Genomic DNA, 25,918 nt, shown 5'->3' on the forward strand with positions numbered 1-25,918 from the left:
GCTGTGGCGCCTTTGCCCAGAACAAGTGCGCCGGTCCGCCCGACTGCAAACTCCCTTGATGATCCTGGCAAACCCGACGACCCGGTTTTGAATAACGATCTGGATGAAGAGGAGGAGGAAGAGGAACTCGAAGGCATCACATTGCGCTTGGGGCTGTTTTTCGACGGGACCGGCAACAACCTCAGCAACTCCGCCACCACGGCGCAATGCCAGCGCGAAGACCTGCAACTGTTCAATTCAACTGAACTGGCGAGCATCGTCGCGTATTGCGGGCAATACGGTTTCAGTGGATTTGACGGCAACTGGTTTGATAGCACGCCGGACACCAGTTATGGGAATGCGGCGAGTAATGTGGTCCACCTTCATCGTCTGTATCCGGACCACGCCACTGACGGCCTGCCAGCGGAAGCCGACGTTGGTTACATAAAGACTTATCACGAAGGAATTGGTACTCGCAGCGGTGGCAAAGATTCGCGTTACGGTCAAGCTACAGGGCGTGGTGAAACGGGTGTGGTGGCGCGGGTGGAGCAAGCGCCTGCTTTAGTCAAAGAGCGGTTAGACCTGTTCCAGCGAGCTAATCCAGATATAAAAATTCGACGGGTCGAATTCGATATTTTCGGCTTCAGTCGTGGTGCTGCCGCCGCGCGGCATTGCGCCAACGAACTGCTCAAACCTGGCTGTGGGGTTTTCGCTGAACTGCTGAAGCCCACTCGCTTCGGGCTGCTGCCTACTTTTAATCCAGCCAAGAACGTCAGCCTCAATCTGATCGGTCTGTTCGATACCGTCGCGGCCATCGCAGCGCCAGGATACGGCGACCTGAGCGTCGCCAATGCTGACAACTCCGGCGTGAATCTGTATCTACCGCCAGGCTGCGCACGCAAGATTATCCACCTGCAAGCCCGTGACGAAATTCGCCATAACTTCGCTCTCAATAGCCTGCAGCGTGGCCATCAGGAAATCAGCCTGCCGGGAGTGCATTCAGACGTTGGCGGAGGCTACTTGCCCCGCGCACGGGAGAAGGTACTGCTGACCACGCCGCAGCGAGTGAATGTGAAGGTGGGTCGCAAAGTGGAATCCACCCCAGAGTGGGCCGCGGCTGAAGCTCGCGCCGAAACTCTACGCGCCACGGGCTTGGCGGGTGAGGGCAGCATCAAGGTCAAGGCGATCCCGTTTGCTGTACCGCCGCAAGGTAAAAAGGAAACGACGGAGCAAGATTATCTGATTTCGGTCGAGCTCGATCGTCCGGTGCGCGGCGAGTTGGCGCTGATCGCTTTGCGCCTGATGCGCCTGATGCGCGAGCTGGGCGTGCGTCATGGGGTGCCGTTCAAAAATCTCGATGCGCAGCCCGAATTGGCGTTGCCAGCGGATCTAAAGTCGATCGCTGCTCGCATCCTCGAAAACGGTTTGGCAGGCAGCGCCACTAGCTTGGATACCGATCAAGAGCGTTTGCTGCTTGGCCGCTACATCCACCGATCAGCCCATTGGACCCCCATTGGCGGCTTGTTTATCAACAAGCCCGCCCAAGAAAACCGCCGCATTGTCCATCCTGATTACCCTCAGCAGGGTTACCCGAAATGAAGAAACTGACTCTGCTGATCGGTCTGTTATTCAGCCTCAGTGCCTGCGCCACCGGCCCACGCCCTTCACCCCCACCGAAGCTGCCTTACCCAAGTTGGCAGGTCGGCCTCGCAGCGCCACGCTACATGGAAGTCTGGGTGGAAAGCGTGGATGTGCTCGATCAGCGCGGGCTCGCCTTTTTCAATGTCTTTGGGGGCGTGGCGGGCTACACAAGAGAACCGGAGGGCTGGCATCAGGGAGGAGGCGCAATGATGCCGGTCAGCAACGTCGATCTGCCTGAGCGCATTTTTGCGCGCTGGCAGTCATTGGCAGAGCCGCAGACCTACAAGATCGGCATAAAGATTCCGCAGTGGGTGCGTGACGAGATGGTCAAACCGGAGCGGGTTTATTGCCAAGGGTCGCAAGAATGGAGGGACGATTACCGAAAAATGATCACCCTCGGCATGGCCCCTGGCGGCATCGTCAAAGTCTGGGTGGGTGGGGCGTGCCTGGGGTTCACGGAAGTAGGCCGCTTCCAAGCCGAAATCGAGCCGCTTGGGCCATACAAAGGCAAGAGTAACGGCCAGTACGTGCCGATAGAACCCGAGAACAGGGCGTACATCGACAAGCACGGAATTCCATATGGCTCTTGGTAAGCACTTACAGGCCACTAAGCGCTTGAGCCTGCTTCTTGGGTTGCTGTTCAGCCTGTGCGCCTGCGCCGGTGGCCCCCGGCAATCTCCGCCACCCAAGCTGCCGTATCCAAGTTGGTACGTCGGTTTGGCAGCCCCGCGTTACATGGAAGTCTGGGTGGAAAGCGTGGATGTGCTTGATCAAAGGGGGCTTGCGTTCTTCAACGTTTTTGGGGGTGTGGCGGGCTATACCCGAAAACCGGAGGGCTGGCACCAAGGTGGAGGAGCGACGATGCCTGTGAACAATGTCGACCTTCCAGAGCGAATTTTCCTGCGTTGGCAATCTTTGGTAGAGCCACAGACCTACAAAATCGGTATCAGGATTCCGCAGTGGGTGCGTACGGCAATGATTGAGCCAAAAAGGGAGTTCTGCCAACCCGCCCAGAAGGAAATGACCCTGTTTCAAGACACTATCAACTTGGGTATGGCGCCCGGTGGGGTGGTTAAGGTGTGGGTGGGAGGAGGTTGCTTGGGTTACAAGGAAGTTGGCCGCTTCCAGGCCGAAATCGAACCGCTTGGGCCATACAAAGGCAAGAGTAACGGCCAGTACGTGCCGATAGAACCCGAGAACAAGGCGTATGTCGACAAGCACGGTATTCCTTATGACTCATGGTAGAAGCCTTCAAACCCTGAAGCGCATAAGCCTGCTCATTGGCCTGACATTGAGCCTCAGCGCCTGCGCCGCCGGTCCACGCCCTTCACTCCCACCGAAGTTGCCGTATCCCCGTTGGTATGTAGGTTTGGCAGCCCCGCGTCACATGGAAGTCTGGGTGGAAAGTGTAGATGTGCTTGATCAACGCGGGCTCGCCTTCTTCAATGTCTTTGGCGGTGTGGCGGGCTATACCCGAAAACCGGAAGGCTGGCACCAAGGCGGGGGCAAGATGATGCCGGTCAGCAACGTCGATCTGCCTGAGCGCATTTTTGCGCGCTGGCAGTCGTTGGCAGAGCCGCAGACCTACAAGATCGGCATAAGGATTCCGCAGTGGGTGCGTGACGAGATGGTCAAACCGGAGCGGGTTTATTGCCAAGGGTCGCAAGAATGGAGGGACGATTACCGAAAAATGATCACCCTCGGCATGGCACCTGGCGGCATCGTCAAAGTCTGGGTGGGTGGAGCGTGCCTGGGGTTCACGGAAGTCGGCCGCTTTCAGGCCGAAACCGAACCACTTGGGCCATATAAAGGCAAAAATAAAGGCCAATACGTACCGATAGAACCAGAGAACAAAGCCTACATCGACAAGCACGGTATTCCATATGGCACCTGGTAACTGATCGGCGGCCACCATAAAAAACATCTGATTCGTCACGATGCCCCAGATCATCAGGGATGACTAATCGCAGCTCCAACGCTGCCGTTTAAATCAAGAAAAGGATATTGCATGAACATTCGCCGACGTATCGCCGTGTTCTTCACATTAGTTTTTGCTGTCAATTGCGCAGCGATCGCGAGTGATGTCCCAGGAAAGTATTTCCTGGACGGGAAAATGGAAATGGGTTCGATATTGCACCTGCGTCCTGATGGAACCTTTAGCGGGCAAATCTATTACGGAAGTGCAGGCGGCAGTGCTAATGGTACGTGGTATGAAGAAGACGAATCAGTGATTTTAAAACCTGATTCGCTGGCTGTGCCAAAACCGGTGGTCGTGAACTTCGACTCATTGTCCGAGACGGATTTGGCGAAAGCTGAGCAATTGCATCTTCGTTATAAAGATGAGGGTTATGACCTCGCTCGAGACAATTATGTTCTGACCATGTACTACTCACCGCCTCCGCTTTTCCAGTTGCTCGACCCCGTCACTATTTATCTCGAATATACCCAAGGTCCCCAAGCTGAAGCCCAAGTTGATTATTTCAATGCTGATGCTGTGTTTGTCCCCTTCGATGACCGCAGAAATCTGAAAAGAATCGGCATTGGCAGGCGAGGTCATTCGGCGGCGATCAAATGGTTTGATGTTGATGCTCGTAGTCGATTGTTTAGTATCGGCTGGGAGAAAGCGCGGGGGCGCCCAGCTTTGTTTAAGCAGCCGCAAGAGTATGACCTGAGTGAGTCCAAGGCACATTTCAACGGCAGCCAAGAGAAACTCAGCCTGATAAAAAGTAATTATCTGTTCACGCTGCTTCAAGACGTTAAATTCATCCCGCCGGTGATCGAACCGGTCGACGTCTACTGGGGTTTTCAGGACGGCACCGTTCAAAAGCAGCTATGGAAAGATGCGAAAAATCCGGTTGTACACCTCCCATTCGACAAGCAAAAAACCTTGAAAAGGATTGGTTTTAAAAGGCAGGGCTCATCCAAACCAATTATCTGGGTTGAGGTAACGCCAACAGGGCGGATGTTTTCCATGGAATGGGCGGAACCCTTTGTTGAAAACGACAGTGATCTGTCTGGCCTTTTCAACAACATGGTCCTGAACATCAAACCCGGATGCCTGGCCTGGGATGATGGGAACCAAACAGGGTGCTTCCGAAAATAATTCCGCCCACTCAATCCCGACGATTCTTCGCCTCAATCCACTGCGCCATGTACTGCGTGCTCTTGTGCTGGTGATGTCGCAGCATCGCGCCAGTAAAGTTCGCGGTGCGATGCTCGGTGAGGTTCGCGCGCAGCGCATTGATCCGCTCGATCAGCGCAGCGCAGTGCTGCTCATGGCTAAACCGGTCACGCAACACGTCGAAACCTGCGTGTTGAGCCTGGGCCCAAGCGACCGGGTCCTGATACAGGCGCACAGCTTCTGCTGCCAGTTGCGCGGCCGTTTTGGCCACAGCTCCCGGAAACGGCAGCTCGCCGTGCATGGCTTCAGCGCCCACTGGCGTGGTCACGGTCGGTGTGCCGCAGGCCATGGCGTCGATGATCTTGCCTTTGATGCCCGCACCAAAACGCAGGGGTGCCAGTGACACGCGAGCATTACTCATGACGGCGTGCGCATCTTCGGCCCAGTTCATGACATAAAATCCTTGGGCTGCGTTGTGCAAAGCGGTGGCTTTGGGCGGGGTGTAAGCGCCATAGACATGCAGTTGCGCTGTGGGCAACTGTTGACGAATCAATGGCCAGATCGCGCTTTTGAGCCACAGCACCGCGTCCCAGTTGGGCGCGTGGCGAAAATTGCCAATCGTCAAGAAATGCGCTCGCGCTTCAAATGGCTGGGCGCATGTGGGGATATCGCGCAGCATCAACGGACACAACTGCAGCAAGCTGGGCGGGACTTTGAACAGACGGATCAGCAGTTCGATTTCGACATCCGACACCACCAGATTCAGGTCACAGCGATAGAACGATGCTATTTCCCGCTGTGCGATATCCGACTGCGCCATGTGCGTGTACTGCGCTTGGTCGCAGGCATCGAAGACGTCGAGCTCGTTGTCATCACCCCGATGATCGTTCAGCCGCTGCTTGAGCAGTTGGTGACGGCTGTGACGCAGGCTTTGCAGGTCGCAGGTTTCCATCACCCGCAGCGCCGTAGGGCAGTGCTTCTCAACTCGCCAGCCGAATTGTTCTTCCATCAGGAATTGATCGAACAGCACCACATCCGGTTGCAGTTCGCTGACAAAGACATCGAAGCTGCTGTTGTTCAACTCGATGCTGACTTCTGCGATGCCCATCGCTGCAAGGTCGGCCTTGTGCTCGCCTTCGCTGGCGGCACTGGCGAAGGTGATCTGCCAGCCGTGCTGCAAGAAACAGTCAATCAACTGCATGACGTGTCCGCTGGCGGCCGACGAGCGCGGCTCCGGCCAGACGTAGCCAATGATCAGTAAACGGGTGTTGCTACCCTTCGGCGTTTCAGTGGCCAAGAATGCTTTTCACTTTGTCGCGCAATTGATCAATGGAAAATGGTTTGCCGATCACGAACATGTCGGCCGGCGCATCGATGTTCTCGGCATAGCCGCTGGCGAACAAAATCGGCAACGCCGGGCGAAGCGTGCGGGCCTGTTGGGCGAGCTTGATGCCGTCCATGTCGGGCAAACCCTTGTCGGTCATCAGCAGGTCGATCACGGTACCGCTGTTCTCGAGAAACGACAGCGCCTGGCCACCATCGGCCGCCTCGAGCACCTGATACTCGAGTTCCTCGAGTACATCGACAATCAGCATGCGCACGATGCTGTCGTCTTCCACCACAAGAATAGTGCTGGCTGGATGGGACATGGTGTTTCCTTAAAAGTGACAGGTTCGCGGCCCATTTCGAGCCCGTTGGTAAATCAGTCCGGCAAATTTTCAGTCTCGAAGATTCGTCCGGATGCATTCAAATGAGAGGTTTTGGCCTCAACTGTTATCCAATTGCAGATAAATTTGTCGTTGGTCCTACGATTTTTGTCTGAAAATTCCGCTTTATATGTCAGAAGTCAGAGTCTTTTCCTGAAGTTTACGGCAAACTCCGCTGTTTAGACCAATTGGCGCGGACCCCAAGATGATCCATCCATCTACTGTCGATGAGCAACGTTTCCGCAAACTGCTAGGACGCAACGTCGCCTTGCCCTTGGGCGTGGGTGTCATGAGCGCCGCATTCTTTATTATTCTGATTACTTATTTGCTGTCAGTCATCCAGTGGGTGGAGCACACCGACCGGGTGATCAACAACGCCAACCGCTCGTTGAAGCTGTCCATCGACATGGAAACCGGCATGCGCGGCTTCTTGCTGACCGGCGATGAGCGCTTTTTGGACCCCTACGAAGTCGCCAAACCCAGCATCATTGCCGAGCTCAAGGGGCTGGAAGAACTGGTAGCGGACAATCCTCCCCAGGTCGATCGCTTCAAGCGCATTGCTGGCATGCAGGAAGAGTGGAACAAGTTTGCCCAGGAGATGATCACCTTGCGCCGCCAGGGCGGTGACTATCAAGGCCCCATTCAGGCCCGCCGCGGCAAGCGGCTGAGCGACGAGATACGTGCAGAGTACGAGCAGGCGGTCGGTGTCGAGCAGCAGTTACGGCAGACGCGCAATACCGACGTCACTCACACCACGATTGTGTCGGTGTCGTTTTACCTGGTGTTCGTGCTGTTGCTCAGCGGCGTTCTGGCGTGGGTCGGCCGTCGGGACATGCTCGCGTTGTCCACCAATTACGCGGCAAACCTGAAAAGCCAGGAAGAAAACGCAAGCCGTCTGGAGCACGTAGCATGGCTGCGCAATGGTCAGAGCGAACTGGCTGAGCAGGTGTTGGGCCAACTGACGTTGAACATGCTGGGACGCAATGTCCTGCAGTTTTTCGCGCAGTATCTGGGCGCGGTGGTCGCTGCGGTCTATGTCCGTCAAGAGCACGGTGGTTTGGTTCGCGTGGCGTCCTACGGCTTCTCCCGCCAACAAGAGATGCAGGAACAGTCGATCTACAGCGGCGAAGGCGTGGTGGGTAAGGCGGCCGAGCAGGATCAGGTGATCACGCTGGACGATGTGCCGCTGGACTACTTCAAAGTCAGTTCAGGCCTGGGCGATGGCTCGCCGCGCAGCGTGCTGGTGGTGCCGACCAGCAATGACGACAGCGTCAATGGCGTGATCGAGCTGGGTTTCCTGCGCACTCTCACCCCCCGCGACGTCGAATTCATGGAGTTGATCGCTGACAACGTCGGCACTTCCATCGAAGCTGCGCGCTATCGTCAGCGCTTGCAGGAAGTATTGGCCGAAACCCAGCAGCTCAATGAAGAACTGCAAGTGCAGCAGGAAGAACTGCGCACCGCCAACGAAGAGCTGGAAGAGCAATCGCGCATTCTCAAGGAATCCCAAGTTCATCTGGAGACCCAGCAGGCGGAACTGGAGCAGACCAACGAACAGTTGGCCGAACAAAGCCAGGCCATTGCCGATCAACGCGATGCGCTGGACCGCAACAACGAAGAGCTCCACATCGCCCAGATCGAACTTGAAGCCCGCGCCGATGAGCTGCAGCGCTCCAGCAAGTACAAATCCGAATTCCTGGCCAACATGTCCCACGAGCTGCGCACGCCGCTCAACAGCTCGTTGATTCTGGCCAAACTGTTGGCGGAGAACCCCCAGGACAACCTCAGCGCCGAACAGGTCAAGTTCGCCGAATCGATTTACTCCGCTGGCAACGATCTGTTGAACCTGATCAACGACATCCTCGACATCTCCAAGGTCGAGGCCGGCAAGCTCGACATGCGTCCGGAAAACAGCAGCGTGCCGAGGCTGGTGGACGGGTTGCGCACGATGTTCGAGCCATTGGCTGCCGAGAAAAAGCTGGAATTCATCGTCGAGATGCAGGCAGGCGCGCCGACCATGCTATACACCGACCGCCAGCGCCTGGAGCAGATCCTCAAGAACCTGCTGTCCAACGCGGTCAAGTTCACCGAAGCCGGTACGGTGAGCCTGACGGTTTCGCGGCAACCGGGGGCCGGCATTGTGTTCACCGTGCGCGACTCCGGGATCGGTATTGCCGAAGATCAGCAGGAAAGCATTTTCGAAGCCTTCCGCCAGGCCGACGGCACCACCAACCGGCGCTATGGCGGCACCGGTCTGGGACTTTCGATCTCGCGGGATCTGGCGCGTCTGCTCGGCGGATCCATTGCCGTGACCAGCGCACCGGGGCAGGGCAGTATTTTTACCCTGGTGCTGCCGGAACAGTACGAAGAGCAACTGCAGGGCCAAGAGTATCGCTCGCCAGCTCCAGCCATGGCCGCGCCCGCGCCAGTGGCGAAGCCGATCGTCGTGCCAGTCCCGAGCGTTTCAGTGCCGGTGCCGAGCTTTGCCGATGACCGCGAGAAAACCCCCTTCACCAAACGCTGCATTCTGGTGATCGAGGACGAGGTTCGATTCGCCCAGATCCTCTACGATCTGGCCCATGAATTGGGCTATCACTGTTTGGTGGCCCACGCGGCCGACGACGGTTTTGAACTGGCCGCGCAATTCGTGCCCGACGCTATTTTGCTGGACATGCGCTTGCCCGATCACTCAGGCCTGACCGTGCTGCAACGCTTGAAGGAACGTGCCTCGACGCGGCATATCCCGGTGCACGTGATTTCCGTCGAAGACCGTCAGGAAGCGGCCATGCAAATGGGCGCCGTGGGTTATGCGGTCAAACCGACCACCCGTGAAGAGCTCAAGGACGTGTTCGCCCGCCTCGAAGCCAAGCTGACCCAAAAGGTCAAACGCATTCTGCTGGTCGAAGACGACGCCTTGCAGCGCGACAGTATCTCGCGGCTGATTGGCGACGACGATATCGAAATCACCGCAGTGGGCTTTGCGCAGGACGCCCTGGAGCTGCTGCGCGACAACGCCTACGACTGCATGATCATCGACCTCAAGCTGCCGGACATGCTGGGCAACGACTTGCTCAAACGCATGACCACGGATGAAATCGCCGCCTTCCCGCCGGTCATCGTCTACACCGGGCGCAACCTGACCCGCGATGAAGAAACCGAACTGCTCAAATACTCGCGCACCATCATCATCAAGGGGGCCCGCTCCCCGGAACGGCTGCTCGATGAAGTCACGCTGTTCCTGCACAAGGTCGAGTCGCAGTTGTCCTCCGAGCGCCAGACCATGCTCAAGACGGCGCGCAGCCGTGATCGTGTGTTCGAGGGCCGCAAGATCCTCGTCGTGGACGACGACGTGCGCAACATCTTCGCGCTCACCAGTGCGCTGGAACACAAGGGCGCGATCGTCGAAGTAGGGCGTAATGGGCTGGAAGCCATTGCCAAACTCAACGAGGTCGAGGACATCGATCTGGTGCTGATGGACGTGATGATGCCGGAGATGGATGGCTACGAGGCCACCGCCGAAATCCGTAAAGACCCACGCTGGCGCAAACTGCCGATCATCGCCGTGACGGCCAAGGCCATGAAAGACGATCAGGACCGCTGTCTGCAGGCCGGCTCCAACGATTACCTGGCCAAGCCCATCGATCTGGACCGCTTGTTCTCGTTGATACGCGTGTGGATGCCGAAAATGGAACGTATCTGAATGGACTGGATCAATTGAGCACTTCCGAATACAGACCAGGTTTTCCAGATGCCGCTTGAGCGAGACGCTGACATTGAATTGCGCTTGTTGATCGAGGCGATTTATTCGAAGTACAGCTATGATTTCCGCGATTACTCAGGTGCGTCGGTCAAACGACGGGTCAATCATGCCCTGCGCCAGTTCGAGCTCAAGACCATTTCGGCGTTGCAGGAGCGAGTGCTGCACGACCCGTCGGCTTTCATGCAGTTGCTGCAGTTCCTGACGATTCCGGTCAGCGAGATGTTTCGTGATCCGACGCACTTTCTCGCCATTCGCCAGGAAGTCGTGCCGCTGCTCAAGACTTATCCGTCGTTGAAAATCTGGATCGCGGGCTGCAGCACGGGCGAAGAAGTCTATTCGATGGCCATTCTGCTGCGCGAAGAGGGCTTGCTCGAGCGCACGATCATCTACGCCACCGACATCAATCCGCGATCGCTGGAAAAAGCCAAGCAAGGGATTTTTTCCATGGAAAACATGCCCGGATACAGCGACAACTACATCAAGGCCGGCGGCAAGCGGGCGCTGTCCGAGTACTACACGGCCGCTTATGACTACGCGATCTTCGACAAAACACTGCGCGAAAATGTAACTTTTGCCGACCACAGCCTGGCGACCGACAGCGTTTTCTCTGAAACGCAGTTGATCTCCTGCCGCAATGTGCTCATCTATTTCAACAAGACACTGCAAGACCGGGCGTTCGGGCTGTTTCATGAGTCGCTGGGGCATCGCGGCTTTTTGGTGCTCGGCAGCAAGGAAACCCTGGATTTCTCCGGCTTCAGCAAGCAGTTCGAACCCTTGGTCAAACCTGAGCGGATCTACCGCAAGACATGAAAACTGCCTTCCCTGATCATGGTCCGGATGCGAAACCTTTGCCCGTCGTTGACGCCATCGTCGTCGGTGCGTCTGCGGGCGGAGTCGAGGCGTTGCTGAAGATTTTCACACCGCTGCCCAGAGGCTATCGCCTGCCGATCATTACGGTACTGCACGTGCCTGACGAGCGTCGTAGTCAGCTGGCGGAGGTGTTCACCTCGCGCTTATCGATTCCGGTGAAAGAAGCCGATGACAAGGAAGCGCTGGTGCCAGGCACGATGTATTTCGCATCCCCCGGTTATCACCTGTCGATCGAGGCAGACAACACGTTTTCCTTCAGCCAGGAGGAGCGCGTTTTTCATTCTCGGCCCAGCGTCGACATTCTGTTTGACTCGGCGGCCGACGTGTACGGCGCACGCCTGGCGGGCGTGTTGCTGACCGGCGCCAACAACGACGGCGCATTCGGGCTGGCGCGGATCAAGCAGTGCGGTGGATTTACCGTGGTGCAAGACCCCAAAACCGCTCAGGCGCGCACCATGCCAGAGGCTGCCCTCGCATTACACACCCCTGATTACCTCCTGCCTTTGCACGACATTGGCTTACTGCTTGTCGAGCTGGAACGAATCGCATGCTGAGTGAAGTAAAAGCCAAACTGCTGATCGTCGACGATCTCCCGGAAAATCTCCTGGCCCTCGAGGCGCTGATCAAGCGCGAGGACCGTCAGGTGTTCAAGGCGCTGTCCGCTGACGAGGCGCTGTCGCTGTTGCTGGAACATGAGTTCGCGATGGCGATCCTCGACGTACAGATGCCGGGCATGAACGGCTTTGAACTCGCGGAAATGATGCGCGGCACCGAGAAGACCAAGAACATTCCTATTGTCTTCGTCAGCGCGGCGGGACGTGAGCTGAACTACGCGTTCAAGGGCTATGAAAGCGGTGCCGTGGATTTCCTGCACAAGCCGCTGGATATTCATGCGGTCAAGAGCAAGGTCAACGTCTTCGTTGATCTGTACCGCCAGCGCAAGGCGCTCAAACATCAGCTCGATGCCCTGGAGCGTGCGCGTCAGGAACAGGAAGCGCTGCTGACCAAGCTGCAATTGACCCAGAACGAGCTTGAACATGCGGTGCGCATGCGTGACGACTTCATGTCGATCGTTTCCCATGAAGTGCGCACGCCGCTCAACGGGCTGATCCTCGAAACCCAGTTGCGACAGTTGCACCTGGCCAAGGACAACGCCTCGGCGTTCACCATGGACAAGCTCAAGGCGATGGTTGATCGCGATGAGCGCCAGATCCAGAGCCTGATTCGGCTGATCGAAGACATGCTCGATGTGTCGCGCATCCGCACCGGCAAACTGTCGATCCGCACCAGCGCCTTCGATCTGGCCGAACTGGTGGTCAATCTGGTGGAAAGCTATGCCGCGCAGATTGCCGCCGCAGATTGTGTGGTGACGCTCAGCGCAAGCGAGCCGGTGATTGGCGTCTGGGACGAGTTCCGTATCGAGCAGGTGGTGGCGAACCTGCTGACCAACGCCCTGCGCTACGGCGCGCACAAGCCGATCCATGTGAAGGTTTACCTGGCGGACGATGAAGCGCGGGTGGATGTGATCGACAACGGTATCGGCATCAGCGTGGAGAACCAGAAACGCATCTTCCAGCAGTTCGAGCGCGTTTCGGCCAAGCATGCCGTCGCAGGACTTGGGCTCGGGCTGTTCATTTCCGACCAGATCGTTGAGGCGCATGGCGGGTCGATCGTTGTCGAGAGCGAGGAGGGCAAAGGCTCGTTGTTCCGGGTCAAGTTACCCGTCTGAAGGTGTTTTCAAGGAAAGCGCAGGGCGTCGCCAGGTCGAACTAAACGACGCTCGTCGCCCTTTAAAGATTGTTCGACGATTTACTGAAAACTTGCGCAACCTCCGCTCACCGCCATGGTCGTACAAGCAGCTATCTATAAGATCAAAGGCGTTCAAATGAGCTCTGATGCAGAAAATGTCGTACTCATCGTCGAAGACGAACCGCTGATTCTGATGCTGCTGGCCGACTATCTGTCGGGCGAGGGCTATCGGGTGTTGCAGGCGGAAAACGGTGAGCAGGCATTCGAAATCCTCGCGACCAAACCCCATCTGGATTTGATGATCACCGACTACCGCCTGCCTGGGGGTATTTCCGGGGTGATGATTGCCGAGCCTGCCGTGAAGCTGAGGCCTGAACTGAAGGTCATCTTCATCAGCGGCTACCCGGCCGAGATTGTCGAGTCAGGCAGCCCGATTGCCTCCAAGGCCCCGATCCTCGCCAAGCCTTTCACCATGGACACGTTGCATACGCAGATTCAGCGCTTGTTAAATTGAGCGACGCGACTTTCGCTCTGTAGGAGCCAACTTGTTGGCGAGGCGGCTGGCAAGATTCGTCAGTCAGAACGCTTCGCGAACAAGTTCGCTCCTACAGGGAATCATAACGATCAACTCTCAATCATCTCCCGCACCTTCGCCGTCAGGTTGTCGAAGGCGAACGGCTTGGTGATCATCTGCATGCCGGTGTCGAGAAACCCTGCTCGGACCGCTGCATGTTCGGCATACCCGGTGATGAACAGCACCTTCAGGTCCGGGCGCAGTTGCCGACCGATCTCGGCCACCTGACGGCCGTTCATGCCCGGCAGACCGACGTCGCTGATCAGCAGATCGATGCGTTGATCGGACTCCAGCACTGGCACCGCGCTGGTGCCGTCGCTGACCTCCAGATACGCATACCCCAATTCGCTCAACACCTGGCTGACCAGTGCGCGCACAGCAGGGTCGTCTTCGACGATCAGCACTGTTTCCCCAGGTTTCGCCTGCACCGCATCGCTGGTCATGGACGGGGCGGTTTCCTCCTTGGCGCCATGGAACCGCGGCAGGTACAGCCGCACCGTGGTGCCTTGGCCGACCGTACTTTCGATGGCGACATGACCATGGGATTGCTTGGCGAAACCATAGATCATCGACAAACCAAGCCCGGTACCCTGACCGATGGGTTTGGTGGTGAAGAACGGATCAAAGGCTCGACGAATCACGCTTTCCGGCATGCCACTGCCGGTGTCCGACACGCTCAATACCACGTAATCGCCGGGCAGCAGGTTTTCGTAGGCGTTGGTGAAGTGACGATCGAGGTGCCGGTTGTAGGTCCCGATCATCAGCTTGCCGCCGTCCGGCATGGCGTCCCTGGCATTGAGCACCAAGTTGAGCAGGGCACTTTCAAGTTGATTGGGATCTGCCTCAGCGGTCCAGAGCGATGGGTCCAGACTCATGTCCAGTCCAATGCTTTCGTTCAGGCTGCGATTGAGTAACTCGCCCATCGAATGCACCAGCTCATTGGTCTCCACCGGTTTGGAGTCCAGCGATTGCCGGCGGGAAAACGCCAGCAAACGGTGAGTCAAGGCGGCAGCGCGGTTGGCCGAGGTCACGCCCAGATCGATCAGCCCATCGAGGTCATCAAGACGCCCGCGCGCGATGCGTCGGCGCAGTAATTCCAGGCTGCCGATGATGCCGGTCAGCATGTTGTTGAAGTCGTGGGCGATACCGCCCGTGAGTTGTCCAACCGCTTCCATTTTCTGCGATTGGCGCAACACCTCTTCGTTATGCCGAAGCTGGGAGGTGCGCTCCTCGACTTGCTGTTCGAGGGTTTCGTTGAGTTGCACCAGCTGGTTTTCAGCCAGCTTGCGCTCCGTGATATCGGAGCTCACCCCGGCCAACTCACTCACCCTGCCGTTTGGCCCACGAATCGCCCGAGCGCGCACGTCGACCCAGTTCAGCGAGCCATCCGGCCAGACGTTACGAAACTCCATGACGAAATCGTCACCGGTATCGAGGCTGTGTTGCAGCGCCGACTGCATGCGCGGCTGGTCCTGGAAATACACCGCGTTGAGCCAGTCCTGATAGCTGAACGGCGCTTTTTCGTCGCAGCCGTAATGGGATTTACTGGTAGGTGAACATTGCAGTTCAAGAAACTCGGCCTCCAGTTTCCATGAGCCCAGGCGCCCGGCGATCAACGCGTTTTGCAAGCGTTGCTCACTTTCGAACATGTCCTCCAGACGGCTGCGCGCTTCGTATTGCCGGCGGCGACTGCGCACGGCGGTGGTCACCAGGCTCACCAGTGTCACCGGGTGGAAAGGGCGCTCCAGAAACGTGACGTTGCCCAGCAGGCCGCCGAAACGCGCCGAAGGATTCTGCTCCGGACCGCCGTGATGAGTGAGCAGGACGATGGGCAGGTCCGACCAGGCGGGCTGACCGCCCAGTTGCGCCAGCAGCGGTTGAATGTCCGCGTTACGCAGCGCTTCGTCGGCAATAATTGCCAGCCCGGCGCCGGACCTGAGCTCTTCGCTTAAGCCTGCCAGGTCGTGAGTGATCAACGCGGGAAAGCCCGCTTCTTGCAGGATGCGCAAGGCGATCTGGCTGTCCCTGCCGTGGGGAGCCAGAATGATCGCGCGTTCGGATAACAGGCCTGGGGTACTCACGCGTCTTTATCCCGCAACAGCGGATTGCTTTCGCCAAGATACTGCGGCACGCCGCGGAGCACGCCTTGGAACTCGCTCAATGGCTCGCCGATCGTCAAACCGTGGGAGCTGATGCGGTATTCGCGGATAGTGGATTCGTGAGTGCCAGTGCGTTTTTTGATAACGGAAACGGCGCGCCTGACCTGACCCAGCGCCTCGAAGTAACGCAGCAAAATCACCGTGTCAGCCAGATAGGTAATATCCACGGGAGCGCGCATGTCACCCACCAGCCCGTGCTGGGCCACTGTCATGAACGTCGCGGCACCCTTACGGTTGAGGTACAGCAGCAACTCGTGCATGTGCAGCACCAGCGCGTTTTCCTCGGGCATCGCCGCCTGATAGCCGTTCAGGCTGTCGATCACCACGGTGCGAATGCCTTTCTGATCAACGCTGCGTCGCACCCGGTGAGAGAACTCGCCAGGCGACAGCTCGGCAGCATCCACCTGTTCAATCACCAGATTGCCGGTGGCCTGAAGCGCTTCCAGGTCGATGTTCATCTTCTTCATGCGATCGAACAGCAAGCCCATTTCCTCATCGAAAATGAACAGGCCGACTTTCTCGCCTCGGGCCACGGCGGCTGCGGCAAACACCATCGAGATCAGCGATTTGCCGGTACCGGCAGGTCCCAGGATCAACGTGCTGGAGCCTCCGTCGATGCCGCCGCCCAACAGGGAGTCCAGCTCATCAATGTGGCTGCTCATTTGCACGCGTTGAAAATTGTTGCGGTGTTCAGCCGCCACCAGGCGAGGGAAGACGTGGACGCCGTCCGCCATGATCGTGAAGTCATGGTAGCCGCCACGGTATTTCTGACCGCGATACTTCACCACGCGTAACCGGCGGCGCTCGGCGCCGTAGTTGGGCGTCAGCTCTTCCAGCCGGATCACGCCGTGGGCAACGCTGTGAACCGTCTTGTCCAGCGCCTCGGTGGTCAGGTCATCCAGCAGCACGACCGTGGCGTCGTAGCGGGTGAAGTAATGTTTGATCGCCAGGATCTGCCGGCGATAGCGCAAGGAGCTTTGCGCCAGCAGACGAATTTCCGACAGGCTGTCGATGACTACACGATTGGGCCTGACGCGCTCGACCACTTCGAAAATCTGCCGTGTGGCTTCGCCTAATTCAAGATCCGAGGAATATAGAAGGCTTTGCTGATGCTCGGCGTTGAGCAGGTCTTCGGGCGGCGTCAGTTCAAAGATGCTGATGTTGTCGTCCAGCTCCCATCCGTGGGACCGGGCGCCGTCGCGCAACTCAGCTTCGGTTTCGGACAGCGTGATGTAGAGCGAACGCTCATTCTGCGCGGCACCGGCCAGCAGAAACTGGAGCGCCACGGTGGTCTTGCCGGTACCGGGCTCTCCCTCAAGCAGGAACACGTGGCTGCGTGATAGTCCCCCTGCGAGAATATCGTCCAGACCCACAATGCCGGTTGCTGCTTTTGATGTAGTCAAGAATCGCCCTCTTGCGACCTGAGAAATAGGCGAGCGTCGATGACTCTTCAACGCCCAGGCTGCGGTTTTCCTTCGCTTTTGAGCAAAGGTTGGCTGCCAGATTACTGGACCGCGGCGCACACTGACCGTTCAGAATATTTCACGGGGGATCACCAGCTATTACGGGCAGCGCGTCCGGTAAATGGCGCAACCGAAGCCTGCGGTGCCTGATGGGCGCTTGCTATAGTCCAGCGCCAATGCAATTTGCGATCACCCACGAACTTAAAGGAATGCCATCGTGTCTGACTTCACCGCTTTCAATGTCCAATTGGACGATCACATCGCCCATGTGCAGATTAACCGCCCAGAAAAAGCCAATGCCATGAATGCGGCGTTCTGGCTGGAAATCATCGAGATTTTCGAATGGGCTGACACGACGGACGATGTCAGGGTGGTAGTGCTCAGCGGTGCTGGCAAGCATTTCTCGTCCGGCATCGACCTGACGCTGCTGGCCGCCGTGGCCAGCGAGTTGGGTAAGGACGCAGGGCGCAACGCGCGCATGTTGCGGCGCAAGATCATGCAGATGCAGGCTTCGTTCACCGCTGTTGACCAATGCAGCAAGCCGGTGCTGGCGGCGATCCAGGGATATTGCATCGGCGGCGCGATCGACTTGATCGCTGCCTGTGACATGCGCTACGCCGCTGACGATGCACTATTCTCTATCAAGGAAATCGACATGGGCATGGCCGCTGACGTTGGCACACTGCAACGCCTGCCGCGCATCATCGGCGACGGCATGATGCGCGAGATGGCCTACACCGGACGCAACGTTGACGCCGCCGAAGCCCAGCGCATCGGGCTGGTCAATCGCACGTTCAGCGACGTGCCGCAGTTGCTCGAAGGCGTGTTTGCCATTGCCCGGGACATCGCTGCGAAATCCCCCATCGCCCTCCACGGCACCAAACGCATGATCAGCTATATGCGTGACCACCGGATCGATGACGGCCTCGAATACGTTGCCACATGGAACGCTGCCATGTTGCAATCACCAGACCTGAAGCTGGCAGTGTTGGCTCATATGAGCAAACAGAAGCCGGTCTTCGACAACTAAAAGCGAACTTGCCTGCAAGGAGTGACGCGCTGACGCTTCAAGCAACGCGCAGTCACCCAGCCTGTTCGCGCCAGAGGAGATTTTTCATGACGCGCCCCAGGCGTTGGAGCACCGCTGTCCTTGATACTCAAGTAGCCAGTGGCATGGCCGTGGTCCACGGCGATCAAGGTTTTCTGCTTGATGACAACGGCGTGATGTTTTCTCGGGAATGGCTCAAGCGTCAGGATTTGCCAGTGGTCAGCGAGCACGGCATCGGCCATTTCGATGGAGAACCGGTGTATCTGCTGGTGCTGGAAAAGTCAGTGCCGGTGGAGGGCACAAGCTGGCAGACGTTGCGTCAATTCATGCTCGGCGACGATGCCGATGTTTACCAGAAGCTCGGTTATGCTGCACAAATTAGCACCTGGGCCCGCGAGCACCGCTTCTGCGGCAACTGTGGGCGTAAGGCCGAGCAAGTGCCGGGCGAGCGCGCGATGTATTGCGCGCACTGCGATCTGCGCTATTACCCCCGTATCTCCCCAAGCATGATCGTGCTGATCACGCGCGGCGACGAAGTACTGCTGGCGCGATCGCCGCGCTTCGTCACCGGCGTCTATAGCACCTTGGCAGGATTTGCCGAACCGGGTGAGTCCGCCGAAGACTGTGTGCGGCGCGAGGTCATGGAAGAGGTGCAGATCAAGGTCAAGAATATCCAGTACAAGGGCAGCCAGTGCTGGCCGTTTCCGCACTCGATGATGCTGGGCTTTCACGCCGAGTACGAGAGCGGCGAGATCGTGCCCCAGGCGGACGAGATCGAAGACGCGCAGTGGTTCAGCATTCACGACATGCCGCCGTTACCGGCCAGCCGTTCCATCGCGCGGTACTTGATCGATCTGTATCTGGCCCAGCGTTCAGGCGCTACCGAACCAGTGCTGCCAGGCTAGACGCACCGTCAGCCCCAGGACGACGGTGATGAAGACCGGGCGGATGAATTTGGCGCCGCCCTTGATCGCAGAGCGTGCGCCGAGGGAAGCGCCAGCCATCACCGCCAGCCCCATGCACAGACCGAGGGCCCAGTCGACCTGACCGTTGAACGCGAAGATTGACAGCGCAGCGGCGTTGCTGACGAAGTTCATGCTGCGTGCCACACCGCTGGCCTTGACCAGATCGATGGGGTAGATCAGCAGCGTGCTGACGGTCCAGAACGCACCAGTGCCGGGCCCCGCGACACCGTCGTAAAACCCCAGCGCCAGCCCTTGAGGCAGCTGCCATTTGGTTTTAATCGGCGCGTTGCTGTCCAGCGGCGCTTTGGGTGTCCCACCGAACAGCAAGTACAGACCGCAACCAAACACAATCACTGGGAGCATCTGGTTCAGCCATTCGGCGGGCAGATAATGCGCGACCACCGCGCCGATCAGCGCCCCCACAGCCGTGCCAATCAGAGCGCGTTTCCATTGGGCAGGGTGAAATAGCCTGCGGCGGTAGAAGGCGAAACCGGCAGTGGCCGAGCCGAATGTGGAGCTCAGCTTGTTGGTGCCCAGCACCAGATGCGGCGGCAGACCAACGGTGAGCAGAGCCGGCGTGGTCAGCAAACCGCCGCCCCCTGCAATGGCGTCGATAAATCCGGCAATAAGAGCCACGACGGCAAGCACCGCCAGCGTGGTGAGATCAACACTGAGTTCGAAGGGCATGAAAAAGGGCTTACTTGGCAGTTGGGCAGAAGGGCTGCCCGGAAGGTCGGCATTCTAACCGTTAGCCGCAATTTTGTGGTCGCGCCTTTCTGTAGGAGCCAACTTGTTGGCGAGCCGATCTGTGCGTCGTATCAGTTAAATCGCCTCGCGAACAAGTTCGCTCCTACAGGGCTTTGATTGATGGGCGCCGCAGATTCTGTGGGAGCGGACCTGTCCGCGAAGAGGCCCGTACAGTCGATGGATTTCTGTGTCAGGACCTACGCCTTCGCGGACAGGTCCGCTCCCACGGGACGGGGGTGTTTCAGCGGGAGTTTGGCGCTGTGTACAGCTTAAACCTCGCTCAACGAAACCCAACGCTGCTCGTTGGCCGCCATCCGAATCGCTGCAGCCAGCCGTTCCACGTGCCATGCCTCTTCGAAATCCGGTCCTTCATTGCCAGTGCCGCAGACCGCTTGAATCAGCGCATGCACCTCCAGCGTCTTGAGTTCGTTGTAACCGAGTTGATGCCCCGGCGCCGGGCAGAACGCGGCATAACCGGGCAGTGACGGCCCTGCGAGCACCCGCTGAAAACCGTCACCCTCGCCGACCCGGCAAACGCGCAGCTCGTTCAGGCGCTCCTGATCAAACGCCAGCGTGCCTTGGGTGCCGCTGATCTCGAAACTCAGGTGATTCTTGTAGCCGTGCTTGAGCCAACTGCTGCTGAAGGTGCCGCGCGCACCGTTGGCAAAACGCAGCAGGGCGTGGGTCTGGTCATCAACGGCGATGTCGCGCTGTTGCTGACTGCCGGTCGTTGCCGGGCGCATTGGATGCACCGTATTGGAATCGGCGCAGACTGACTCGACGTCCCCCAACAAATAGCGCGCCATCGCCAGCAGGTGACTACCCAGATCCGCCAGCGCGCCGCCTGCGTGCGCTGGATCACAACGCCACGACCACGGCGACTGCGGATCGCCCATGAAGTCTTCGCTGAATTCGCCCTGAAAACTGATGATTTGCCCCAATTCGCCACTGTCGATCATTTGCCGAGCCAGGCCGATGATCGGGTTGTGCTGATAGTTGTAACCGGCGCGAGTGACGACACCCGCTGCCTTCGCCGCGCGCTGCATCTGATCGGCTTGCGCAAGACTCACCGCCAGGGGTTTTTCGCAATACACCGCCTTGCCGGCCTCCAGCGCCGCCATCGCCATGGGGAAGTGCAGGTGATTGGGCGTGGTGATTGCTACCAGATCGACCTCGGGGTCGCTGATCAACTGCTGCCAGTCAGCATGACTGCGCTCAAAACCCCAGGCGTCTGCGCACTGTTGCGCGCGAGCGGCGTCGGCGTCAGCCAGGGCCATCAGCTTGAGCCGAACAGGAAGGTCGAAGGTCGATCGAGCATTGTGAAAGGCCATGGCGTGAGCCCGGCCCATGAAGCCAGTGCCGATCAGGCCAATGCCCAAAGCGGGGAGAGTTTTGCGCATGACAGCGTCCTTGAAGGAGTGTTGTTGTGCGCAAAATGTATTCGGTGGAGAGGGCACTCTGGAATCTTTATTCCCTCAGAAAAACCTCAGGATTGCCTCAGGATCGAGGTTGCAACTGGAAGCTCAACGCAATACACCGTGGGAGCGGACCTGTCCGCGAAGACATTCGTCCAGATCACATAGACGCATCGCCCGGACCGGCCCTTTCGCGGACAGGTCCGCTCCCACACTGGAATCTGCGATGCCCATGAAATGTTTGCCTGGCGCCGACCCCGCAGGAGCGACAGCCATTTCAGGAGAGATACCCGCCATCCACATTCAACGCCACGCCCGTCGTATAGCTCGACGCCTCACTGGCCAGGTACAGCACCGCGCCGGCCATTTCGCTCGGCGCAGCCACACGCTTGAGCGGAATCTGCATCAGCGCGGTCTTGAGGATTGTCTCGTTGGTGACCAGTGCCGAAGCGAATTTGGTGTCGGTCAGACCCGGCAACAGCGCGTTGCAGCGAATCCCGAACTGCGCGCATTCCTTGGCGAACACTTTGGTCATGTTGATCACCGCCGCCTTGGTCATCGAGTAGATGCCCTGGAAGTCGCCCGGTGACACGCCGTTGATCGACGCCACGTTGATGATGCTGCCGCCGCCGTGTTCACGCATCAGCTTGCCGGCTTCCACCGACATGAAGAAGTAGCCGCGAATGTTCACGTCAACAGTCTTCTGAAACGCGCCGAGATCGGTGTCCAGCACGTTGCAGAACTGCGGATTGGTCGCGGCGTTATTCACCAGAATGTCCAGACGCCCGAACTGCTCGCGGATCTGCGCAAAGGTGCTGGTGATCTGCTCCATTTCACCGATGTGGCAGGCGATGGCGGTGGCCTTGCCGCCGTCCGCGATGATTGCGTCAGCCACATGCTGGCAGCCGTCGATCCTGCGGCTGGAAACGATGACATGGGCGCCTTGCTGGGCGAGCAGTTTCGCAATGGCCTCGCCGATGCCGCGGCTGGCGCCGGAAACGAAGGCGATCTTGCCGTCGAGGTCGAACAATTGAGTCTTGGACATGCTGTCTTCCTGTTGATCCGCAAGCAAAAAGGATGGGGCGTCACGTTCACAGCCTGGAGCGATCGATCACCTGCAAGGCCATGTGTTCCAGCAGCTTGTTCATGTGAATGAACTGAGCAAAGCGTTTGTCCTGGGTCTGGCCATGGAAAAACCGGTAATAGATCTGCTGGACGATGCCCGCCAGACGGAACAGTCCATAGGTGTAGTAGAAGTCGAAATTGTCGATCTGAACGCCTGCGCGTTCGGCGTAATACGCCACGAACTGTTCGCGGGTGAGCATCCCCGGCGCATGGCTGGGCTGGCGGCGCATCAATTGCACGGGGGCGGGGTCGTCGGCTTGAATCCAGTAGGCCAGACTGTTGCCCAGGTCCATCAACGGATCGCCCAAGGTCGTCAGTTCCCAATCCAGCACGCCGATGATCTGCATCGGGTTGCCCGGGTCGAGAATCACGTTGTCGAAGCGGTAATCGTTGTGAACCAGGCTTGAATCAGGGTGATCGGGCGGTTGTTTTATATCGAGCCACGCCGCGACTTTCTCCCAGCTCGGCGCGTCTGGCGTGCGCGCTTTTTCGTAGCGCTCGGTCCAGCCGCGAATCTGTCGCTCGACGTAACCCTGGGGTTTGCCCAGATCGCCAAGCCCGCAGGCCACGTAATCGACCTGATGCAGATCCACCAGCCTGTCGATGAAGCTTTTGCACAGGGCCTCGGTCTGCCGGGCGTCCAGGTTCAGCTCTGGCGGCAAATCGGAGCGAAGAATGATGCCGTTGACGCGCTCCATCACGTAGAACTCGGCGCCAATCAGCGATTCGTCGGTGCAGTGCACGTAGGCTTTCGGACAGTACGGGAATGCGTCTTTGAGCTGGTTGAGGATGCGAAACTCGCGGCCCATGTCGTGGGCTGATTTTGCCTTGTGGCCGAACGGCGGGCGACGCAGTACCAGCTCTTGATCGGTGTATTTCAACAAGTAGGTGAGGTTCGACGCGCCACCGGGGAACTGACTGATTTCAGGGGTGCCGCTTAACCCTGGGATGTGGGATTTGAGGTAAGGATCGATCAGAGCCGCGTCGAGTTCTTCGCCGGATCTGACCTGAATGGACGGGTCATTGAGCGCCATGCTTATCCCTGCTAATTATTATGGATGGCCAGTATCATTGACTAATCTAATGCGCGTACAGCTCGGGTCACAAGCGCTAAGCGGCGTTATTGGTGAGCGTGTTACGGGTCAATCAGTGGCTTTGATCAGCGTCTTTTACCCACCATAGAGCAAAAAAAAACCGAAGCCCGGAGGCTTCGGTTTCATGGGCAATTGCGGGAGCGTGCTTATGCCGGGAACAATTCGCTCAGTTTCATCGCCAGCATCATGTCGCCTTCAGCGCGCAGCTTGCCGGCCATGAACGCCTGCATGCCGTCGGTTTCGCCGCTGACGATCCCTTCCAGGGTTTCGCCGTCCATGACCAGCGTCACTTGTGCGTCAGGGTTTTCGCCTTCCTGCAGCTCGCAAGTGCTGTCCTTGACGATCAGGGAGAAGTTTTTGGTGTCGTCGATACGGAAACCGAAAACCAGGTCCAGGCCCGCAGCGGCACTTGGGTTGAACTTGGCTTTCATGGATTGAACGGCGTCGGCTACGGAAGTCATGGTGGAGTCCTTTTTAGAGTGAGTGCTGGCACCTTGAAGGTGCGATTGGCCGGGCTCAGCGGTAGGTGATGAGCTCCGGCGCCTTCATCAGTTGCAAATGCGCGTGACTGTTGAAGGAAGCCAGTGACACCTCGCGACCCCGGAACTTCAGGTGGTTGAGCGAGGTGTTGACGATTTGCCAGTTGAGTTCAAAGGCCTGTGCAGCGGGCATTTGCGTGATCAGGTGCAGCAGGGCAGTGATCGTGCCGCCGGAGGTGAACACGGCGATGCGATCATTGGAGCCGGCGTTGTCGAGAATGCTGTCCAGTCCGGATTTGACCTGTGCAGCGAACGCCAGCCAGCTTTGCAGCGCTGGGGTGTCGTGCTCGCCGCCCAGCCAGCGGCCGATGATCAAGGCGAACAGGCGCTGGAATTCTGCGCGGTTATGCGCGACGTTGCGCATCACTTCCAGGGCGTCGGGCTCGTCGGGCAGCATGGCCGGCAGCAGTGCACGAATTACGGCTTCGGCATCGAACTCATTGAACGCAGGGTCGGTTTCCAGACGGGGCGTCGGGAGGCCTTGCTGCGTGAATTGCGCAAGGGCAGTTTGTGCGGTGTTCTGCTGGCGCAAAAGGCTGCCAGCGATGCAGCGATCAAACCTCAGGCCCAGTTCAGCCAGGTGTGCGCCGAGCACTTGAGCCTGACGATAACCGTTGGGCGACAGCACGTCGTAATCGTCTGCACCAAAGGAGGCCTGGCCATGTCGTATCAGATAGATGCTGCCCACGTCCGCGTCGCCCGGTACGGTGAAAGTGCTGGGAGGTTATGAGGACGGTGTGGGGTCTGTCAATGAAAAAACATACGCTCGTTTGAATCGTGCTTTGTGAGGATCTTTGAGCCTGACGTCGCTGGCTCGCTGCAGGGCGCGCCGGTATGCTGAGCCCACTTGCGAGCTTGTCTTTATGGCCCGCCATGTCTGTTTGAACTGTCTGTAAGGAGCATCTGTGGAGTTTCTGTCTGATTACGCCAGCTTTCTGGCCAAAACGGTCACCTTGGTGATCGCGATTGTCGTGGTGCTGGTTGCCATTGCATCCATGCGCGGCCGGGGTCGTCGTCGCGGCGGCGGTCAGTTGCAGGTGGTCAAACTCAACGATTTCTACAAGGGCCTGCGCGAGCGTCTGGAGCAGTCGCTGCTGGATAAGGAGCGACTGAAGGTCCTGCGTAAGGAGCAAGCCAAGACCCTGAAAAAAGAGGCCAAGCAGGGCAAGCAAAAAGCCGACGGCAAATCCCGGGTGTACGTGCTGGATTTCGATGGCGACATCAAAGCCTCGGCCACCGAAAGCATGCGCCACGAAATCACCGCGCTGCTGACCCTCGCCACTCCCAAGGACGAAGTGGTCCTGCGTCTGGAAAGCGGCGGCGGCATGGTTCACAGCTACGGCTTGGCATCTTCCCAACTTGCGCGAATTCGTCAGGCCGGGATTCCGCTGACCATCTGCATCGACAAGGTCGCCGCGAGCGGCGGCTACATGATGGCCTGCATCGGGACGCGGATCATCAGCGCGCCGTTTGCGATCCTCGGCTCCATTGGCGTTGTGGCTCAACTGCCCAACGTCAACCGCCTGTTGAAGAAGCACGACATTGATTTCGAAGTGCTGACTGCCGGTGAATACAAGCGCACGCTGACCGTGTTTGGCGAAAACACTGACAAGGGCCGCGAGAAATTTCAGCAGGATCTGGACATCACCCACGAGCTGTTCAAGAACTTCGTCGCCAGTTATCGCCCGCAGTTGCAGATCGATGAAGTGGCGACCGGTGAAGTGTGGCTGGGGATGGCGGCGCTGGACAAACAGCTGGTCGATGAGCTGAAGACCAGTGATGAATATCTGTCAGAGCGTGCCAAAACCGCTGAGGTCTTCCACCTGCACTACGCCGAACGCAAGAGTTTGCAGGAGCGGGTAGGGCTGGCAGCGACGAGCTCGGTGGATCGTTTAGTCACCAGTTGGTGGTCGCGTTTGACCCAGCAGCGGTTTTGGTGATTAACACACGGCTCTTGTAGGCG

The 25,918-nt window shown here is 58.3% G+C and carries 23 protein-coding genes; 13 read left to right on the plus strand and 10 right to left on the minus strand.

Annotation, left to right across the window (positions count from 1 at the left end; all coding sequences use genetic code 11):
• From ACWKWM_RS27310 to ACWKWM_RS27330, 5 genes are all read left to right on the plus strand, one after another.
• Positions 1–1,578: T6SS phospholipase effector Tle1-like catalytic domain-containing protein (locus ACWKWM_RS27310; protein WP_483849089.1), on the plus strand; the 1,578-nt coding region annotated here is incomplete at its 5' end.
• Complete coding sequence (locus tag ACWKWM_RS27315) at positions 1,575–2,213, plus strand: DUF2931 family protein (RefSeq protein ID WP_483849090.1); 639 nt, start codon at positions 1,575–1,577, stop codon at positions 2,211–2,213. The genes ACWKWM_RS27310 and ACWKWM_RS27315, both read left to right, overlap by 4 nt.
• Positions 2,200–2,865, plus strand: coding sequence for a DUF2931 family protein (locus ACWKWM_RS27320; RefSeq protein ID WP_483849091.1), 666 nt, complete (start codon positions 2,200–2,202; stop codon positions 2,863–2,865). The genes ACWKWM_RS27315 and ACWKWM_RS27320 overlap by 14 nt, the downstream gene beginning before the upstream one ends.
• On the plus strand, positions 2,852–3,517 hold the full coding sequence (locus ACWKWM_RS27325; RefSeq protein WP_483849092.1) for a DUF2931 family protein: 666 nt from the start codon (positions 2,852–2,854) through the stop codon (positions 3,515–3,517). The genes ACWKWM_RS27320 and ACWKWM_RS27325 overlap by 14 nt, the downstream gene beginning before the upstream one ends.
• Before the next feature lie 111 nt (positions 3,518–3,628).
• Entirely contained in the window at positions 3,629–4,723 is a 1,095-nt protein-coding gene (locus ACWKWM_RS27330) for a hypothetical protein (RefSeq protein WP_483849093.1), read from the plus strand.
• Positions 4,724–4,733: 10 nt separating this feature from the next.
• On the opposite strand, the gene ACWKWM_RS27335 is transcribed toward ACWKWM_RS27330, so the two are convergent.
• Together ACWKWM_RS27335 and ACWKWM_RS27340 are read right to left on the minus strand one after the other, a co-directional pair.
• On the minus strand, positions 4,734–6,038 hold the full coding sequence (locus ACWKWM_RS27335; protein WP_483849094.1) for a glycosyltransferase: 1,305 nt from the start codon (positions 6,036–6,038) through the stop codon (positions 4,734–4,736).
• Positions 6,028–6,390 (minus strand): response regulator, encoded by a 363-nt coding sequence (locus ACWKWM_RS27340; RefSeq protein ID WP_483849095.1) that lies wholly within the window; start codon positions 6,388–6,390, stop codon positions 6,028–6,030. The genes ACWKWM_RS27335 and ACWKWM_RS27340 overlap by 11 nt, the downstream gene beginning before the upstream one ends.
• A 262-nt stretch (positions 6,391–6,652) precedes the next feature.
• On the opposite strand from ACWKWM_RS27340, the gene ACWKWM_RS27345 reads away from it, so the two are divergent.
• The 5 genes from ACWKWM_RS27345 to ACWKWM_RS27365 all read left to right on the plus strand — a co-directional run bounded on the left by ACWKWM_RS27345 (position 6,653) and on the right by ACWKWM_RS27365 (position 13,340).
• Positions 6,653–10,147 (plus strand): response regulator, encoded by a 3,495-nt coding sequence (locus ACWKWM_RS27345; RefSeq protein WP_483849096.1) that lies wholly within the window; start codon positions 6,653–6,655, stop codon positions 10,145–10,147.
• Positions 10,148–10,195: 48 nt separating this feature from the next.
• A complete protein-coding gene (locus tag ACWKWM_RS27350; RefSeq protein WP_483849097.1) occupies positions 10,196–11,017 on the plus strand; it encodes a CheR family methyltransferase in 822 nt (273 codons plus the stop codon).
• On the plus strand, positions 11,014–11,631 hold the full coding sequence (locus ACWKWM_RS27355; RefSeq protein WP_483849098.1) for a chemotaxis protein CheB: 618 nt from the start codon (positions 11,014–11,016) through the stop codon (positions 11,629–11,631). The genes ACWKWM_RS27350 and ACWKWM_RS27355 overlap by 4 nt, the downstream gene beginning before the upstream one ends.
• Positions 11,625–12,806 (plus strand): hybrid sensor histidine kinase/response regulator, encoded by a 1,182-nt coding sequence (locus ACWKWM_RS27360; RefSeq protein ID WP_483849099.1) that lies wholly within the window; start codon positions 11,625–11,627, stop codon positions 12,804–12,806. The genes ACWKWM_RS27355 and ACWKWM_RS27360 overlap by 7 nt, the downstream gene beginning before the upstream one ends.
• Before the next feature lie 156 nt (positions 12,807–12,962).
• Positions 12,963–13,340: a response regulator gene (locus ACWKWM_RS27365; RefSeq protein WP_483835965.1), complete on the plus strand. Its 378-nt coding sequence runs from the start codon at positions 12,963–12,965 to the stop codon at positions 13,338–13,340.
• 110 nt (positions 13,341–13,450) lie between these two features.
• Here the strand turns inward: ACWKWM_RS27365 and ACWKWM_RS27370 are convergent, their stop codons facing one another.
• Together ACWKWM_RS27370 and ACWKWM_RS27375 are read right to left on the minus strand one after the other, a co-directional pair.
• Positions 13,451–15,481: a response regulator gene (locus ACWKWM_RS27370; protein ID WP_483849100.1), complete on the minus strand. Its 2,031-nt coding sequence runs from the start codon at positions 15,479–15,481 to the stop codon at positions 13,451–13,453.
• Positions 15,478–16,962 carry an ATPase domain-containing protein gene (locus tag ACWKWM_RS27375; RefSeq protein ID WP_483849101.1) on the minus strand — a complete coding sequence of 495 codons (1,485 nt, stop codon included), beginning with the start codon at positions 16,960–16,962 and terminating at the stop codon, positions 15,478–15,480. The genes ACWKWM_RS27370 and ACWKWM_RS27375 overlap by 4 nt, the downstream gene beginning before the upstream one ends.
• Before the next feature lie 277 nt (positions 16,963–17,239).
• Between ACWKWM_RS27375 and ACWKWM_RS27380 the strand changes: the two genes are divergently transcribed.
• Together ACWKWM_RS27380 and nudC are read left to right on the plus strand one after the other, a co-directional pair.
• A complete protein-coding gene (locus ACWKWM_RS27380; RefSeq protein WP_483849102.1) occupies positions 17,240–18,052 on the plus strand; it encodes a crotonase/enoyl-CoA hydratase family protein in 813 nt (270 codons plus the stop codon).
• An 86-nt stretch (positions 18,053–18,138) separates the two neighbouring features.
• Complete coding sequence (gene nudC, locus ACWKWM_RS27385) at positions 18,139–18,975, plus strand: NAD(+) diphosphatase (RefSeq protein WP_483849103.1); 837 nt, start codon at positions 18,139–18,141, stop codon at positions 18,973–18,975.
• Here nudC and ACWKWM_RS27390 read toward each other — a convergent pair.
• From ACWKWM_RS27390 to ACWKWM_RS27415, 6 genes are all read right to left on the minus strand, one after another.
• The gene (locus ACWKWM_RS27390) at positions 18,943–19,722 is read right to left on the minus strand and encodes a TSUP family transporter (protein ID WP_483849104.1); all 780 of its coding nucleotides are present in this window, start codon (positions 19,720–19,722) and stop codon (positions 18,943–18,945) included. The two genes, nudC and ACWKWM_RS27390, sit on opposite strands and share 33 nt — an antisense overlap.
• 329 nt (positions 19,723–20,051) lie before the next feature.
• Positions 20,052–21,182, minus strand: a complete 1,131-nt coding sequence (locus ACWKWM_RS27395) for a Gfo/Idh/MocA family protein (RefSeq protein WP_483849105.1) — start codon at positions 21,180–21,182, stop codon at positions 20,052–20,054.
• Between the two features lie 292 nt (positions 21,183–21,474).
• Positions 21,475–22,242 carry an SDR family oxidoreductase gene (locus ACWKWM_RS27400; RefSeq protein WP_483849106.1) on the minus strand — a complete coding sequence of 256 codons (768 nt, stop codon included), beginning with the start codon at positions 22,240–22,242 and terminating at the stop codon, positions 21,475–21,477.
• A 46-nt stretch (positions 22,243–22,288) separates the two neighbouring features.
• Positions 22,289–23,356: a phosphotransferase family protein gene (locus ACWKWM_RS27405; protein ID WP_483849107.1), complete on the minus strand. Its 1,068-nt coding sequence runs from the start codon at positions 23,354–23,356 to the stop codon at positions 22,289–22,291.
• Between the two features lie 206 nt (positions 23,357–23,562).
• Complete coding sequence (locus ACWKWM_RS27410; RefSeq protein ID WP_483849108.1) at positions 23,563–23,877, minus strand: SCP2 sterol-binding domain-containing protein; 315 nt, start codon at positions 23,875–23,877, stop codon at positions 23,563–23,565.
• Between the two features lie 55 nt (positions 23,878–23,932).
• Complete coding sequence (locus ACWKWM_RS27415) at positions 23,933–24,643, minus strand: histidine phosphatase family protein (protein ID WP_483849109.1); 711 nt, start codon at positions 24,641–24,643, stop codon at positions 23,933–23,935.
• 217 nt (positions 24,644–24,860) lie between these two features.
• Between ACWKWM_RS27415 and sohB the strand changes: the two genes are divergently transcribed.
• The gene (sohB, locus tag ACWKWM_RS27420; RefSeq protein ID WP_483849110.1) at positions 24,861–25,895 is read left to right on the plus strand and encodes a protease SohB; all 1,035 of its coding nucleotides are present in this window, start codon (positions 24,861–24,863) and stop codon (positions 25,893–25,895) included.
• Positions 25,896–25,918: the final 23 nt, after the last annotated feature.

This window comes from Pseudomonas rosaeacicularis, assembly GCF_057128745.1.

What these genes read in the sequence shown, in the direction of transcription:
- ACWKWM_RS27315 (WP_483849090.1), top strand. Translation starts at nt 1,575, where the DNA reads ATGAAGAAACTGACTCTGCTGATCGGTCTGTTATTCAGCCTCAGTGCC.
- ACWKWM_RS27320 (WP_483849091.1), top strand. Translation starts at nt 2,200, where the DNA reads ATGGCTCTTGGTAAGCACTTACAGGCCACTAAGCGCTTGAGCCTGCTT.
- ACWKWM_RS27325 (WP_483849092.1), top strand. Translation starts at nt 2,852, where the DNA reads ATGACTCATGGTAGAAGCCTTCAAACCCTGAAGCGCATAAGCCTGCTC.
- ACWKWM_RS27330 (WP_483849093.1), top strand. Translation starts at nt 3,629, where the DNA reads ATGAACATTCGCCGACGTATCGCCGTGTTCTTCACATTAGTTTTTGCT.
- ACWKWM_RS27340 (WP_483849095.1), bottom strand. Translation starts at nt 6,390, where the DNA reads ATGTCCCATCCAGCCAGCACTATTCTTGTGGTGGAAGACGACAGCATC.
- ACWKWM_RS27345 (WP_483849096.1), top strand. Translation starts at nt 6,653, where the DNA reads ATGATCCATCCATCTACTGTCGATGAGCAACGTTTCCGCAAACTGCTA.
- ACWKWM_RS27350 (WP_483849097.1), top strand. Translation starts at nt 10,196, where the DNA reads ATGCCGCTTGAGCGAGACGCTGACATTGAATTGCGCTTGTTGATCGAG.
- ACWKWM_RS27355 (WP_483849098.1), top strand. Translation starts at nt 11,014, where the DNA reads ATGAAAACTGCCTTCCCTGATCATGGTCCGGATGCGAAACCTTTGCCC.
- ACWKWM_RS27360 (WP_483849099.1), top strand. Translation starts at nt 11,625, where the DNA reads ATGCTGAGTGAAGTAAAAGCCAAACTGCTGATCGTCGACGATCTCCCG.
- ACWKWM_RS27365 (WP_483835965.1), top strand. Translation starts at nt 12,963, where the DNA reads ATGAGCTCTGATGCAGAAAATGTCGTACTCATCGTCGAAGACGAACCG.
- nudC (WP_483849103.1), top strand. Translation starts at nt 18,139, where the DNA reads ATGACGCGCCCCAGGCGTTGGAGCACCGCTGTCCTTGATACTCAAGTA.
- ACWKWM_RS27390 (WP_483849104.1), bottom strand. Translation starts at nt 19,722, where the DNA reads ATGCCCTTCGAACTCAGTGTTGATCTCACCACGCTGGCGGTGCTTGCC.
- ACWKWM_RS27395 (WP_483849105.1), bottom strand. Translation starts at nt 21,182, where the DNA reads ATGCGCAAAACTCTCCCCGCTTTGGGCATTGGCCTGATCGGCACTGGC.
- ACWKWM_RS27400 (WP_483849106.1), bottom strand. Translation starts at nt 22,242, where the DNA reads ATGTCCAAGACTCAATTGTTCGACCTCGACGGCAAGATCGCCTTCGTT.
- ACWKWM_RS27405 (WP_483849107.1), bottom strand. Translation starts at nt 23,356, where the DNA reads ATGGCGCTCAATGACCCGTCCATTCAGGTCAGATCCGGCGAAGAACTC.
- ACWKWM_RS27410 (WP_483849108.1), bottom strand. Translation starts at nt 23,877, where the DNA reads ATGACTTCCGTAGCCGACGCCGTTCAATCCATGAAAGCCAAGTTCAAC.